The organism is Variovorax sp. 679 (genome assembly GCF_003952185.1).
Taxonomy (GTDB): Bacteria; Pseudomonadota; Gammaproteobacteria; order Burkholderiales; family Burkholderiaceae_C; genus Variovorax.
The window spans coordinates 361,624-375,582 of sequence record NZ_RXFS01000001.1 but is presented as its reverse complement, the minus strand read 5'-3'; the positions used below and the strand labels follow the sequence as shown (position 1 = coordinate 375,582).

General features: G+C 66.7%; 11 protein-coding genes. 3 read left to right on the top strand and 8 right to left on the bottom strand.

From position 1 onward, the window contains the following. Positions 1-11: 11 nt before the first annotated feature. Positions 12-1,097: a tartrate dehydrogenase gene (locus EJO71_RS01735; protein WP_125947091.1), complete on the bottom strand. Its 1,086-nt coding sequence runs from the start codon at positions 1,095-1,097 to the stop codon at positions 12-14. 352 nt (positions 1,098-1,449) lie between these two features. Here EJO71_RS01735 and EJO71_RS01730 point away from each other — a divergent pair, with 352 nt between their 5' ends. Further along, positions 1,450-2,877, top strand: a complete 1,428-nt coding sequence (locus EJO71_RS01730; RefSeq protein WP_125947092.1) for a HAMP domain-containing sensor histidine kinase — start codon at positions 1,450-1,452, stop codon at positions 2,875-2,877. Between the two features lie 31 nt (positions 2,878-2,908). Next, on the top strand, positions 2,909-3,766 hold the full coding sequence (locus EJO71_RS01725) for an aldo/keto reductase (RefSeq protein WP_125947093.1): 858 nt from the start codon (positions 2,909-2,911) through the stop codon (positions 3,764-3,766). Positions 3,767-3,866: 100 nt separating this feature from the next. On the opposite strand, the gene EJO71_RS01720 is transcribed toward EJO71_RS01725, so the two are convergent. The 7 genes from EJO71_RS01720 to EJO71_RS01690 form a co-directional block, all read right to left on the bottom strand. Then, positions 3,867-5,357 (bottom strand): nucleobase:cation symporter-2 family protein, encoded by a 1,491-nt coding sequence (locus EJO71_RS01720; protein ID WP_125947094.1) that lies wholly within the window; start codon positions 5,355-5,357, stop codon positions 3,867-3,869. Between the two features lie 148 nt (positions 5,358-5,505). Further along, a complete protein-coding gene (locus tag EJO71_RS01715) occupies positions 5,506-6,489 on the bottom strand; it encodes an NAD(P)-dependent oxidoreductase (RefSeq protein ID WP_125947095.1) in 984 nt (327 codons plus the stop codon). Between the two features lie 64 nt (positions 6,490-6,553). Beyond that, positions 6,554-8,326: an EAL domain-containing protein gene (locus EJO71_RS01710; protein WP_125947096.1), complete on the bottom strand. Its 1,773-nt coding sequence runs from the start codon at positions 8,324-8,326 to the stop codon at positions 6,554-6,556. A 119-nt stretch (positions 8,327-8,445) separates the two neighbouring features. Further along, on the bottom strand, positions 8,446-8,985 hold the full coding sequence (locus tag EJO71_RS01705) for a helix-turn-helix transcriptional regulator (RefSeq protein ID WP_125947097.1): 540 nt from the start codon (positions 8,983-8,985) through the stop codon (positions 8,446-8,448). 1 nt (position 8,986) lies between these two features. Beyond that, positions 8,987-9,748: a GntR family transcriptional regulator gene (locus EJO71_RS01700; RefSeq protein ID WP_125947098.1), complete on the bottom strand. Its 762-nt coding sequence runs from the start codon at positions 9,746-9,748 to the stop codon at positions 8,987-8,989. A 146-nt stretch (positions 9,749-9,894) separates the two neighbouring features. Then, positions 9,895-10,632 carry an aspartate/glutamate racemase family protein gene (locus tag EJO71_RS01695; RefSeq protein ID WP_125947099.1) on the bottom strand — a complete coding sequence of 246 codons (738 nt, stop codon included), beginning with the start codon at positions 10,630-10,632 and terminating at the stop codon, positions 9,895-9,897. Positions 10,633-10,660: 28 nt separating this feature from the next. Then, on the bottom strand, positions 10,661-12,154 hold the full coding sequence (locus EJO71_RS01690) for an NCS1 family nucleobase:cation symporter-1 (RefSeq protein WP_125947100.1): 1,494 nt from the start codon (positions 12,152-12,154) through the stop codon (positions 10,661-10,663). A 260-nt stretch (positions 12,155-12,414) separates the two neighbouring features. On the opposite strand from EJO71_RS01690, the gene EJO71_RS01685 reads away from it, so the two are divergent. Then, positions 12,415-13,827 carry a DUF6792 domain-containing protein gene (locus EJO71_RS01685; protein ID WP_164546727.1) on the top strand — a complete coding sequence of 471 codons (1,413 nt, stop codon included), beginning with the start codon at positions 12,415-12,417 and terminating at the stop codon, positions 13,825-13,827. Positions 13,828-13,959 lie beyond the last annotated feature (132 nt).

Here is a 13,959-nt window from a genome sequence, read left to right as displayed (position 1 = left end):
GATGCAGGGCGTCATGCTGCCGAGACGCATTCGGCGATCGCGCGGCCCACGTCCACCGTGTTAGCCGTGCCGCCCATGTCGCGGGTGCGCGGGCCTTCGCTCAGCACGGTCTCGATGGCCGAGAGCACGGCAGCCGAGGCTTGCGCGTAGACCGGGTCGTCGCCGCCGAGGTGGTCCAGCATCAGCGCGGCCGACCAGATCTGGCCGATGGGGTTGGCGATGCCTTTGCCGGCGATGTCGGGCGCCGAGCCGTGCACCGGCTCGAACAGAGACGGGAACTTGCGCTCGGGGTTGAGGTTGGCGCTCGGCGCGATGCCGATGGTGCCGGTGCAGGCCGGGCCCAGGTCGGACAGGATGTCGCCGAAGAGGTTGGAGGCCACGACCACGTCGAACCAGTCGGGGTGCTGCACGAAGTGCGCGCACAGGATGTCGATGTGGAACTTGTTCGTCGCCACGTCGGGGTAGCGCTTGGCGATGTCGGCCAGGCGCTCGTCCCAGTAAGGCATGGTGATCGAGATGCCGTTCGACTTGGTGGCGGCCGTCAGGCTCTTGCGCTTGCGGCGGCTGGCGAGCTGGAACGCGTAGTCGATGATGCGGTCTACGCCGGTGCGGGTGAACACGGCCTCCTGGATCGCCATCTCGCGCGGCGTGCCTTCGAACAGGCGGCCGCCCACGGAGGTGTATTCGCCCTCGGTGTTCTCGCGCACCACCAGGAAGTCGATGTCGCCGGGCTTGCGGTGCGCCAGCGGGCCGGGCACGCCGGGCATCAGGCGTACCGGGCGCAGGTTCACGTACTGGTCGAAGTCGCGGCGGATCTTGATCAGCAGGCCCCACACGGCGATGTGGTCGGGCACCTTGTCGGGTGCACCCACCGCACCGAAATAGATCGCGTCGTGGCCCTGGATCTTGTCGGCCCAGTCGGCCGGCATCATCAGGCCGGTGCGCACGTAGTGGTCGGAGCCCCAGTCGAAGTGGTCGTAAGAGAAGTCGATGCCGAAACGGCGACCGACCGCGTCGAGCACGCGCAAACCTTCGGGCATGACCTCGACGCCGATGCCGTCTCCGGGAATGACGGCAATCCTGTGCTTTTTCTGCATTGACTCAACCTGTTCCAAGTTCGTTTCGTTCGGGGGAGCTCCGCGCTTGTGACGCCTTGCTGCCAAAAAATTCTAGAAGCGAGAACCGGGCCCGAAGAGGGGGTTCGCACCCAGTTTGACTTGACAAAATAAGAAGGCAGTGAAAGTGCGTTTCTCTATGAAGTGGACCGAATTCTTGTCACGAAACTGCCTTTGAGTTCTAAAAATTAGAAGGCAAGGGGCATTCGGAGGCCAGCGATCGAGGGGCCTTGCGCCTTCTTCATGAAGGCTTTCTGAAGCGCGAATCACGGGCGTGCCGGATACTCCGCGCGCATCGCGATGCGCTCCGAAGAGACCGCTCGCCCGGAGGCCCATGAACTCTTTGTCCGTTGTCGCGAAGGCGCTCGTCCGGCGCCTGAAACGGTGGCTCCAGCCCTCGCTTGTGCGGCGCCTGCTGCTGGCGCAGATCGCGGTGGTCGGACTGCTGTGGGGCGCCACGCTGGCATTCTTCCTGTACGACTCCAACCGCATGCCGGAGCTCGTGCGCTACGACAGGCTGTTCGACAGCATCATGGCCTGCGCGCAGAACCTCGCCACCCATCCGGACCGCCAGCAGCAGACGTTGAAGGCCTTCGACATGGCGCTGCTGGAAACATCGAGCGACTTCAAGTCCGAGCAGGACAAGGCGCCCGTCCTGCAGGTGTGGCAGCTCGGGCGGCTCATCTACAACTCCTCGGCGACTGCGCCGGTCATGCACACGGCGGTGCCGGGGCAGGTCGAGAACGTGCGTGCCGGCGAGCGTGTGTGGCGCGCGCGCACGATGGTTTCGCCGCTGCTGGACACGCGCGTGCTGCTGGCGGAGCCGGACGTGCTGCGCCTGAACTTCACCATCGAGCACCACAGCTATTACCTGCTGCCGCTGGCCATCAGCCTGCCGTTTCTCATCTTTCCCGCATGGCTGTCGGTGATGCTCGCGCTGCGGCCCTGGCGGCAGGTGACGAAGGAGACCGCCGAGCGCGGCCCGGCCGACCTCTCGCCGCTGACCTTCGAGCCGCCGCACAAGGAGCTGCTGCCGCTGGTGAGCAGCATCAACGGCCTGCTGCGCGGCGTGCGCGATCGGGCATCGCGCGAGCGCGGATTGATCGCCGACGCGGCGAACGAGCTGCGCACACCGCTCGACGCAATGCGTGCCAACGTGGAGGTGCTGAAGGACCAGACCGCCGACCCGGGCCAGCGCGAGCTCATGGCCCATGTGCTGCGCAGCAACGACCGCGCCGCGCGGCTGGTGGGGCAGCTGCAGCAGCTGATGCGCAGCGACGAGATGCCGCAGGACGGCTCGCCCGCGACGCTCGCCTTCGATGCGCTGGTGCGGGAGCGCGTCCAGCTCGTCGAGGCGCTGGCCCGGGCGCGCGGCATCTCGCTGGACTTCGCCTCGGAAGAGGCGGCGCCGCTCCAGGTGCATGGCGAGCGCGAGAGCCTGATCTCGATGGTGAGCAACCTGGTGGAGAACGCCATCAAGTACAGCCCGGATGGCGGTTTGGTGAAGGTGCGCGTGGGGCGCGAATCGTCCGATGCCGTGCTGCGCGTGACAGACCAGGGCCCGGGCATTCCACCTGCGCTGCGCGAACGGGTGTTCGACCGCTTCTTCCGCAACCCGGACCAGACGCAGTCGGGCAGCGGGCTCGGGCTGGCCATCGTCAGGTCGGTGCTGGAGAAGCACGGCGGCCGCATCGAGCTGGCCGATGGAGAAGAAGGGCGCGGCTTGTGCGCCACCGTGTGGCTGCCGCTATCGGCAGGCTGACAAGCGGGCGCATCCATCTTAGGATGGCCCGATGCGAACACTCCAACTTCCTTCCGGCGGCGAGATGCCGGTTCTTGGTCTCGGTACATGGCGCATGGGCGAGGACGCGAGCCGTCGTGCCGCCGAGGTCAAGGCGGTGCGCGAAGCCATCGTGCTTGGCTACCGCCTCATCGACACCGCCGAGATGTACGGCGAGGGCGGCGCGGAAACCGTGCTCGGCCAGGCCATCGGCGAGGCCCTGCGCGCGGGCGACGTGCGGCGCGAAGAGCTCTTCATCGTCAGCAAGGTCTATCCGCACAACGCCAGCCGCAAGGGTACGCGCGATGCTTGCGAGCGCAGCCTGAAGCGGCTCGGGCTCGACGCCGTCGATCTCTACCTGCTGCACTGGCGCGGCAATCACCCGCTACGCGAGACGGTGGCGGCGATGCACTCGCTGGTAGCGGACGGCCGCATCGGCCACTGGGGCGTCAGCAACTTCGATACCGACGACATGGAAGAGCTGGTGCAGGCGACGGGCGACGGACCGGTTTGCGCGGCCAACCAGGTGTACCTGTCGCTCGGCGAGCGCGGTCCCGAGTTCAGCCTGCTGCCGTGGCAGCGGGAGCGCGGCATGCCCTTGATGGCCTACAGCCCGATCGACCAGGGCGCGTTGGCCGAAGACGACGGGTTGGCCGATCTGGCCGCCCGGCTGGGCGTGACCGCCGCGCAGCTTGCGCTGGCCGCGGTGATCGCACGCTCCGGCGTGGCCGCGATTCCGAAGGCTGTGCGCAGCGCGCACCTGAAGGAGAACTTTGCCGCCGCCGCGCTGAAGCTCGATGCGGCGATCCTGGCCGAACTGGATCGCCTGCATCCGCCGCCGAAGCGCAAAACGCCGTTGGCGATGATCTGAAGATCGGATTTTTTCGTGGAACACCGCGGAACCGGCTTTGCCGGGCCGCAGGTGTTGCCCCCGGAAGGGGGAGAAGCGACACGAAGTGCGCGAAGCCTGTTCAGTGCGCGTCCGCGTGCTTCGCAGCCGCGATGACCGCGTTCTCGTCGTGCTTCGCGCCGTTGAGAAACAGGTTCAGCAGCACCGCCGCGATCGACGCCAGTAGGATGCCCGACTCGATCAGCGAGTGGATGGCATGCGGCATCCACTGCTTGAAGTTGGGAGCGATCAGCGGAATCATGCCGATGCCGATCGACACCGCGACGATCATCGCGTTGTGGCGGTTGGTCTTGAAGTCCACGCCCGACAGGATGCGAATGCCGGTGGCGGCCACCATGCCGAACATCACGAGGCCCGCGCCGCCGAGTACCACGGTGGGCAGCGACTCGACCAGCGCCGCCATCTTCGGCAGCAGGCCCAGCACGATCAGGATGATGCCGCCGGCCACGCAGACATAGCGGCTCTTGATGCCGGTGACGGCCACGAGGCCCACGTTCTGCGAGAAGCTGGTGTACGGGAAGGTGTTGAAGATGCCACCGATCAGCGTGCCCAGGCCGTCGGTGCGCAGGCCGCGGGCCAGGTCCTTCTGGCTGATCTTGCGGTCGGTCATTTCGCCGAGCGCGAGGAACATGCCGGTGGATTCGATCATCACCACGATCATGATGAGCGTCATCGTGAGGATCAGGATGGGGTCGAACTGCGGCATGCCGAAGTGGAAGGGCAGCACGATGTCGACCCACGCAGCCTTGCCCACTTTCTCGTAGGTCATGAGGCCGGTGACCGAGGCCACGACGGCACCGATCACGATGCCCAGCAGCACCGAGATGTTGGCGACGAAGCCCTTGGCGTATTTCACGATCAGCAGGATCGACACCAGTACCAGGGCGGCCACGCCGAAGCCCGAAAGGTCGGCGTACTTGGGATTGGGCACGGTGGGCATGATCGCGAAGCCCTTGGGCACGGCGGGAATGGAGCTGCCGGGCGAGGTCACCTCGGCGAGCCACTTCGCATACACCGGGTCGACCAGCGCGGGGGCGGTCGGGCCCACGGGGTTGCCGAAGATCCAGTTGATGCCCACGCGCATCAGGCTGATGCCGATGACCGCGATGATGGTGCCGGTGACCACGGGCGGGAAGAAGCGCAGCATTCGGCTGACCAGCGGCGCGATGATGATCGACACCACCCCCGCGCCGATGATGGCGCCGAACAGCAGCTGCGCGCCGTTCTGGCCAGGGTTGGCGTTGGCGATGGCGACCATCGGCGCGACGGAGGCGAAGGTCACGCCCATCATCACCGGCAGCTTGATGCCGAAGAACTGCGTGGCGCCCAGCGCCTGGATCAGCGTGGCGATGCCGCAGCAGAACAGGTCGGCCGAGATCAGCAGCGCGACCTCGTCGGGGCTGAGCTTGAGCGCGCGCCCGACGATCAGCGGCACCGCGACGGCACCCGCATACATCACCAGCACGTGCTGAAGGCCGAGGGCCGCGAGCTTGCCCGTGGGCAAACGCTGGTCAACGGGATGGACTGTTGAAGGGGAGCTGTCGGCCGTCATCGTGTGTCTCCTGCTGCGGCGAGAGAGTGATCGAGGGGAGGCGGGCGACACGGCTTGGCATGCGCACACCCTGTTTGTGTACGCCAAACTGTATACAACTTATGCAACAATCCGGACTCAGGAAAACCCGAATCCGGTGAAGGGCCTATCAGGCTACGGGATACGGGCCTTCGTCGAAAGCTTCGGCGTGGTAGCCCTTGCTGCCCACGTCGCGCGCGAGCTGGCTGCGGAAGTCGCGGCCATCGCGCAGGCAGTTCAGCACATGCGCGAAGTCGTGGCGTGGTTGCCATCCGAGATCGCGCCGCGCGAGGGCGTTCACGTAGACGCGATCGAGGCGGGCGGGCGGCTTCCATCCCCGCTTCGCGTAGAGCGCCTCGGCCTCGGGGAACAGGCGGCGCAACACGGCGGGTGCGCTCTCGCGCAGCATCGGCAGGTCATCGCGCGTGAACGGTGAGGTGGCCGAGACGATGTAGCAACCGAAGCCGATGCGAGGCGCCCGCCGGGCCGCCAGCAGGTGCGCCTCGACCACGTCCTCAATGTCGGCGCGTCGATGCAGCAGCTCGTTGGCCTGCGCGTTGTCCAGCGAATGGAGGCTGCGCGCGGCGGCATCGTCGTCTTCCTCGGGAAAGAAGCGCGAGGTCTTCAGCACCACCACGGGCAGGCGCTGCCTGCGGTGGAACAGCTCGCACAGGCTCTCGGCCGATGTCTTCGTCACGCCGTAGATGTTCTTGGGAACGGGCACGACGTCTTCCGTGATCCATGCGGCCGGCGTGCCCTCGGCGGGCGTCAGCGCAGAGCCGAAGGTGCTGGTCGTGCTCGTGAAGACGAAGGATTCGACGCCGGCCGCCACAGCTTCCTCGAGCAGCACCAGCGTGCCCGTGATGTTGGTGTCGACGAACTCCTGCAGGCTGTGCGTCGCCACATGCGGCTTGTGCAGCGTGGCCGCGTGGATGACGGTGCGCACGCCTTTCATGCAATCGCGCACGAAGGCCCGGTCGGTGATGGTGCCGGCGCGGTCGGTGAAGCCGGAGGAAATGATGTCGATGCCGCGGGCGTCTTGCGAGGTTGCGCGCAGGGTGCGCATCAGGGCCTCGCCGAGGTGGCCGGCGCTGCCGGTGATCAGGATGGTCATGGCCGCGAGACTATCGCCGGTGGCCGGGGCCGTCCACGCATAAGTTATGCGTCAGGCTTGTGCGTCAGGCTCGTGCCCTTGCCTCGCGCACCGTGAGGCCGGAGGCGGCCAGCTTGGCGTCGTGTTTCGCGATGGCCGCTTCGCCGGCCACGTCTTCCGCATGGCTGAACATGCCCGGCGCGACGCGCACCGCGCCGATGGAAAGCGTCGCGCAGGGCGTGAACCGGACCACGCCGTGCCGGTCCTCGCCTTCCACGCCGCCGGCCCGCCGCGCCGCCTCGTCGTAGAGATCGAGCGCCTGGCGGTTGAAGTCTCCGATGAGGTCGGTGCAGCGCTGCAGCCAGTTGCGGCTCTGGAACATGATGAGGAAGTCGTCCCCGCCGATGTGCCCGACGAAGTCGCGGTGCGGGTCCGCATGCCGCACCGCGAGGCGCGCGAGCAGCAGGATCATTTCGTCGCCGCGCCGGTAGCCGTAGTGGTCGTTGAAGACCTTGAAGTTGTTCAGGTCGGCGTAGCTCGCGACGAACTCGGCACCGCTGTCGAGCAGGCGTGCGACGTGGATGTTGATGGGAATGTTCCCCGGCAGGAAGGTCAGCGGATTGGCATGTCGCGCGGCCTCGATGCGCGCCTCGGTGACGGCGCGCACGAGCTGGTCGCCGGTGCCCAGCCCCACGTAGCGCTTCTTCTCGGTCACGATGAAGCCTTCGCTCAGGTAGCGCTGGTCTTCCGACATCAGGATGGCGAGCAGGCTCTCGACGTTGTCCTCGCGCTCCACGATGCGCGGGCTGGCGCCGCCGTAGGACAGGCAGGGCCGCCGGCCGTGCACCTCGCGGAAGTACAGCCGCGCGTAGTCGTTCATGAACGACTGCCGGTTGATGAGCGCCACCGGGCGTCCCTGGTCGACCACGGCCAGCGCGTGCAGCTCGGGGTGCTTCTGGAAGATGTTGGAGACCTCGTCGATCGGCGTCATCGGATGCAGCGCCGGCGCCTGTATGACGGAGAGGCTGCGCAGCACGTCGGGCTGCGCGGGCTGCGACGCGTGCGGCATCACCGCGATGCGGGTGTCGCGGATGACGGCCGCGGCGTGCTCGGGCAGCTTCGGCAGCAGCGCGGGCGACGGATGGCCGAACAGGTAGCCCTGGCCATAGGCGATGCCCAGGTCGCGCAGCACGCGCAGGTCTTGCGCGTCTTCCACGCCTTCGGCCACGAGCTGGGTGCCCAGTGCGCCGCCTAGGCCGACGATGGCGCGCACCAGCTCCACGCTCAGCGGACTGCTCGCGACGCCCTGCGTCAGCAGCTTGTCGATCTTCACGAAGTCGGGCCGGAGCTCTTTCCAGCGCCTGAGGTTCGAGTGGCCTTCGCCGAAGTCGTCGAGCGCCAGGCGCGCTCCCATGGCATGCAGGGCGTTGACCGCCTGCCGCAGCGCCTCGGCGTCGCCGGCGGCGCGTTGCTCGGTGAGCTCCACCGTCACGTCGCGTATCGCGATACCGTGCTGCGCCAGCATGCGTTCCAGCGGGCATGCCCCGTTCGCGAAGCCCATGGCCGCGATCAGTGTGTCGGCACTCATGTTCACGAAGAGCCGGCCCGGCTTGGCCAGCCGGCCCCATTGAGCCAGGATGACCTCCACGCACTGCAGCTCGAAGCCGGTCAGCCGCGATTCGACCGCCGCCAGGGCGAGCAGGGCCTGGGGGCTGTGCGGCGTGCTGTCCGCGGTGTCGCGGATCAGCGCCTCGTGGCCGAAGACCGTGCCCTGGCGCAGGTCCACGATGGGCTGGAAGAACGGCGTGATTGCCGCGTGGGGGACGGTGGGGGTCGCTAGGCCGTATTGCCGGGACATGCTGTGGAGGTTGTTCGTCGGCGGTGCTCGCGCGAAAGGACACGCGCGTAGACCATTTGACCTACAACATGATGCGCTTGTGTGACAACAAGCAACATCGGCCCTCGAGGGCTGAGGGATCAGGCGATCGTGGTGACGATGCGCCCCGCGCTGCCGTCGGCCAGCGCGATGCGCTCCCACAGCACGCGCCCGGGCAGGATCGGGACGATCCGGTCGGCATTGGCCCCGGTCGCAACTTCGAGCGACGAGAGCTCGCCCGCGTGCCAGCCCAGTCCTTCGAGAGTGGCTTCGGCCTCGAGGATTTCCCTGGAGGCATAGCCGATCAGCGACCGGCCCATGAATTCGGCGGCGTCTGCACGCCATTCGGCCTGGCGCGACGGCGAGGCCGCCAGCAACCGGTGCGTCCGGTCGCAGACCAGATGCACCTTGCGCGTGGAAGATTCGACCAGCCGCTTCAGTGCGGCGTCCTGAGTCGAATCGCAGGCCGCCGCGAGCAGCCGGTGCGCCATGGCCTGCTGCGCCGCGGAAAGCGCGAGCTGCCCGCGTTCCCAGCGCGACACCGTCGCCTGATTCACGCCCATCAGCTGCGCGAAATGCGTCTGCTTGATGCCGCGCAGCAGCCGCATCTGGCGCAGCGCGAGGCCGAGGTTCCTGCGCATGTCAGGCCAGCAGCGCCTTGACCAGGTCGAGCTGCCGGTCGGGCTTGTCGGTGCCGAGCTCGAGGCTGGCCTCGATGCGCTCCAGGTGGTCGATCATGCTCGTCACGGCGGCTTCGACGTCGCCCTTGCGGCACAGGCGCAGGAAATCGGAGTGCTCGTCCGACGAGCAGTGCGGGTCGTTGGACGAGTGGTACAGCATGGCGATCAGCGAGCTGCGCGCCACCAGTTCGCGCACCAGCTCGGCCAGCGTGCGGTTGCCCGTGGCCTCGGCCAGCGCCACGTGGAAGTCGCCCAGCAGCTTCTCGCGCACCGTGCCCGTGGTGGTGGTCTGGCGCAGTGCTGCGCGCTCGAACTTGATGTGCTGTTCCAGTACCTGGTAGTCGCGCGGCCGGGCGGAGGCGATGAAAAGGCGCACCACCTCGCTCTCGAGGATGCGGCGCACCGCGAACACCTCGCGGGCTTCTTCCACCGATGGCTGGCTCACGAAGGCGCCCTTGTCGGGAATCATCTCGATGAGCTTGTCCTTCGACAGCATCAGCAGCGCGGCGCGCACCTTGGTGCGGCTCACCGAATACACCCGGCCCAGCGCCTCCTCGCGCAGCCAGGTGCCGGGCGGCAGGCGCTTCTCGACGATCGCGGTGGCGATGTCGTTGGCGATGCTCTCGATGGAACTGTTCTTGTCAACCGGCGCTGCACCGTTCTCTGTCGGTGCGGCGACGGGGGCTGCGGAAAGGGCGGATGATTTGGAACTGGCGCGGGGCATGCACTGATTGTGGCTTAGCAGTGGAGCAAGGGGCCCGGGCGAGCTTTTCAGGAACACCGCGGAACCGGCTTTGCCGGGCCGCAGGTGTTGCCCCCCGGTAGGGGGCTGGCGTAGCGACACGCAGTGCGCGCAGCCTGGGGGCGAGCCTAGGACTTGAGGGTGAAGCCCTCGAGCGCACCAAGGATGGGCTTGGGCAGGGGCTTTGCCAGCTCGCCGCGCTTGCTGGTGCGAAGCTTCAGGCCCACCAGCGACTCGATGAGCTTGGTGCCGGCGGCCACGCCGTCGATCACGGGCACGCCGAGCACGCCCTCGATGTGTTCGCACAGGTCGGTCATGCCGGCGCAGCCGAGCACGATGCAGTCGGAGCCTTCTTCCTCGAGCGCGCGCCGGCACTCTTCGACGATGCGCTCGCGCGCACGCGAGCCGGGCTCCTCCAGTTCGAGCACCGGCAGCTCGCAGGCGCGCACGTTGGCGCAGAAGCGCTCCATGCCGTAGATCTCGGCCAGGTGCCAGGCCTGCCCGATGGTGCGGCCCAGCGTGGTCACCACGCTGAAGCGGCTGCCGATCATGCTGGCCAGGTGCATCGCCGCCTCGGCGATGCCCACGACGGGGCCGCGTGCCAGCTCGCGCGCGGCCTTCAGGCCCGGATCGCCGAAGCAGGCGATCACGTAGCCGTCGATGCCTTCGCGCTCGCCCGCCGCGATCTCCTGCAGCAACCCCGGCACGGCCAGCGCCTCGTCGTAGTGGCTCTCGATGGAGACCGGCCCCATGGCCGGGCTCACGGCGACGATCTCGGTGCCGGCGTGCGCCACCGCGCGGGCGCATGCACCGATCTTCTCGGTCATGCTCCAGGTGGTGTTGGGATTGATGATCTTGATGCGCACGGCGCGGTCCCTTTCTCTCTTCAGAAGTTCAAGTCTTGTCGTTGCGGTTCAGCACGGCGTAGATGATGAAGCCCAGGCCCATGCCGATGAACCACGCATAGTTGGCGGCGCCGCGCAGCGTCGGCACCATCACGCACAGGATCGGCACGATGGCCGCCGGCACCAGTGCCTGGATCGCCTTCGGGTTGTAGCCGCCGCTGTACCAGTATTCGCCCTTGGGACTCATGCTGTAGAGCGCGTCCACGTCGATGCGCTGCTTGCGCACGATGTAGTAGTCGGCAATGAGAATGCCGAACAGCGGGCCGATGAACGAGCCCAGCACGTCGAGCGTGTAGTGGATGACCTCGGGGCTGTTGTAGAGGTTCCAGGGCGTGAGGAACACCGAGCCCACCGCGGCGATCATGCCGCCCGTGCGCCAGCTGATGTGCTGGGGCGCCACGTTCGAGAAGTCGAAGGCCGGCGAGACGAAGTTGGCGACGATGTTGATGCCGATGGTGGCGATCATGAAGGTCAGCGCGCCCAGCACGACGGCGGTGGTGCTGTCGATCTTGCCCACGGTGTGCACCGGATCGGTGATGAGTTCACCAAAAACGGGCAGCGTGGCGGCGGTGGTGATGACGGTCAGCAGCGAGAAGAACACGAAGTTCACCGGCAGGCCCCAGAAGTTGCCCTTCTTCACCGCCTCGAAGCTCTTGCCGTAGCGCGAGAAGTCGCCGAAGTTGAGCATCGGGCCGCTGAAGTAGCTCACCACCAGCGCGATGGCCGAGAGCATCACGGGCAGCGCGTCCCAGCCCTGGAACTTGATGCCGCCCAGGTTCAGGTCGATCTTGCTCCAGCCGGCCTTCCACACCAGCCAGCCGCACAGGATGGCCATGACCACGTACACCGCCGGGCCGGCCCAGTCGATGAACTTGCGGATGGCGTCCATGCCGTGCCAGAACACGAAGGCCTGCAGCACCCACATGACCATGAACGCGACCCAGCCGAGGGCGGACAGGCCCGCGAAGCCGTGCTTCGAGACCTCGGCATACGGCGCGAGGCCCGGCGCCATGTGCAGCGCCAGCACCATGAAGGCGGCGGAAGCGAGGTAGGTCTGCACGCCGTACCAGGCCACGGCGATCAGCCCGCGGATGATGGCCGGGATGTTCGCGCCCAGCACGCCGAAGGGCGCGCGGCACACCACGGGGTAGGGCACGCCCGTCACCTGGCTGGGCTTGGCCACCAGGTTGCAGAAGATCTGCACGATCACGATGCCCACCAGCAGCGACACCAGCACCTGCCAGCTCGACAGGCCCAGCGCGAACAGGCTGCCGGCCGTGATGTAGCCGCCCACGCTATGCACGTCGGACATCCAGAACGCAAAGATGTTGTATTGGCCCCAGGTCTGCTTCTTCAGCGGAGCGAGGTCTTCATTGGTCAGGCGCGGGTGGTAGCCGGGCTTGATGAGGGCGTTCGATTCCGCGTGCGGCGCATTGCCGGCTTCGCTTGCCCCGGCGGGGGCGTGGCTGACGACTGTGCTCATGGTCTTTCCTCTTTCGAGTGGAGTTGGATTGGGACTCTTTTTGACGCAAATTTCGCGCCGGCTTTTCGGATGCGTTATTTGTATACAAAAATTGATCTCAATCAAGGCCATCCGAGGAATCATATATCCGTGGATTCCCTGATGCACCGCGGTTGCAGTGGTGCCGGATGGGGCCGAGGCGCGTCGATGCCGTCAGGGCAGACCTTGATCCCGCGAGGCGCAGCGCGCCGCTATGCTGCGGCACACACTTGGAGCTGGAGATGAAAAGAGAAAACTGGGGTCGTGCCGCCCGGGGCATGGCGGCGCTGCTTTTCTGTGCCGTATTGGGAGGCTGCGGTCTCTTCTCCGTCAGCCGCGAGGCGAAGCTCTACCGCGCCGAGATGGCCGAAGAGATGAGGCGCGAGGCGCAGGAGTGCCGCAGCAGCTCTTCACCTGAAAAACGGCACGTTCTGGATCATCGCTACCGGGATGCCGACGCGTCCGACTGCTACAGCGCGGTGATCTCCTCTTCAAGCCGCCAGCTAGAGGGCGCGGGCGGCGATCAGGTCCGGAAACCGGCGATGGACGGTTCGCCGCCCTCCATCGCAGTGCGCAAGCCGTGGACGCCTGAGGAAATGGCGCAGGCAACCTCCGCGGCCGAAGTGCTCGGCCAGGTCGCGTGGCCCGCGGTGCTGAGCAAGGTGGTCTACCGGCGGTACGCACCCGAGGCCAACCGGGGCGACTGCGTCTACAAGCCGGACCTTCATCCGCTGGAGCGGCTCAAGACGGTTTCCTCCGCCGATGCCGGCAATTGGGAGCGTTGGAAGCCCTCGGGAGTCGGCTGCAAGGCCGTGGGAGGTCTGTACTACGAGACCTTCGTCCATCGCCTCCCGGGCGGGGCGATCACGCAGGCGTTCATCGTCTTCCGCGGGACCGAGAACTACAGCGGCCAGTTCCTGCCCGATTGGGAGGCGAACCTGGCGATGGCGCTGAATCTCGAACCACAGCAGTTCATGCAGGCCAGGGCCGGGTTGAAGGAGGTCATCGAGGAGTTGAAAGCGGAAGCCCCGGGTGTCGAGATCTACACGGCCGGACATTCCCTGGGGGGCAGCATGGCGCAACTGGCCGCATACATCAGCAAGGACGTGAAGATCGCATACGCCTTCAACACGTCGCCGGTGAGCGGCTGGACGTGGCTGCGAAAGCTGCAGCACGAGAACCCGGGAGAAGTCGTGATGCAGAGGAAGAATCCCCCGATCATCCGGGTCATGCAGGACGACGAGGCCCTGGGGTTCGTCCGGGTGTTCTCCAACGCGGCGAATTCGACAGTGCGGCGCTCGGGCCGTACTGACGTGGCGCTGGATTTCCCCTCGAGCCGGGACGTGCTGCGAATCTCCAAGGCGTCGGGGCGTCTGAGTGCCGGTGTCGCCCTGCACTCGATCACCTTGCTCGCATGCAACCTGACGGCCCGCGTCGCGAACGGAGCTCCCGGTGCATTCGGCTTCACCAGGGAACAGGCCAAGGCGGTCATCAGCGAGCGGGATGGGACCTACTCGGTAGCGGGTGCAAAAAGCACGGAAGGTCTTTGCCAGGTGATCGACCATGAGGCGGATTGCACGGTGAACTGGACTGGCGCGGATTGGCCGACGAACTGCAGGTCGGACCAGGCACCTTCGCTTCGTGCGTCGCCATGAGGTTGCCGTGGCGGGGCGTTGGCGCCGGCCTGCCCGGCAGCTGCCTCGCATCGAATCAAGTGATCGATTGATCGAAATCCGTGTTGCTCAGCGGAAAAATATATCGCTTTCGATTGTGAAATGCGCTGCCTA

Excerpts from the sequence above, each read along its gene's own strand:
- EJO71_RS01735 (WP_125947091.1), bottom strand. The coding sequence starts at position 1,097 with ATGCAGAAAAAGCACAGGATTGCCGTCATTCCCGGAGACGGCATCGGC.
- EJO71_RS01730 (WP_125947092.1), top strand. The coding sequence starts at position 1,450 with ATGAACTCTTTGTCCGTTGTCGCGAAGGCGCTCGTCCGGCGCCTGAAA.
- EJO71_RS01725 (WP_125947093.1), top strand. The coding sequence starts at position 2,909 with ATGCGAACACTCCAACTTCCTTCCGGCGGCGAGATGCCGGTTCTTGGT.
- EJO71_RS01720 (WP_125947094.1), bottom strand. The coding sequence starts at position 5,357 with ATGACGGCCGACAGCTCCCCTTCAACAGTCCATCCCGTTGACCAGCGT.
- EJO71_RS01715 (WP_125947095.1), bottom strand. The coding sequence starts at position 6,489 with ATGACCATCCTGATCACCGGCAGCGCCGGCCACCTCGGCGAGGCCCTG.
- EJO71_RS01710 (WP_125947096.1), bottom strand. The coding sequence starts at position 8,326 with ATGTCCCGGCAATACGGCCTAGCGACCCCCACCGTCCCCCACGCGGCA.
- EJO71_RS01705 (WP_125947097.1), bottom strand. The coding sequence starts at position 8,985 with ATGCGCAGGAACCTCGGCCTCGCGCTGCGCCAGATGCGGCTGCTGCGC.
- EJO71_RS01700 (WP_125947098.1), bottom strand. The coding sequence starts at position 9,748 with ATGCCCCGCGCCAGTTCCAAATCATCCGCCCTTTCCGCAGCCCCCGTC.
- EJO71_RS01690 (WP_125947100.1), bottom strand. The coding sequence starts at position 12,154 with ATGAGCACAGTCGTCAGCCACGCCCCCGCCGGGGCAAGCGAAGCCGGC.
- EJO71_RS01685 (WP_164546727.1), top strand. The coding sequence starts at position 12,415 with ATGAAAAGAGAAAACTGGGGTCGTGCCGCCCGGGGCATGGCGGCGCTG.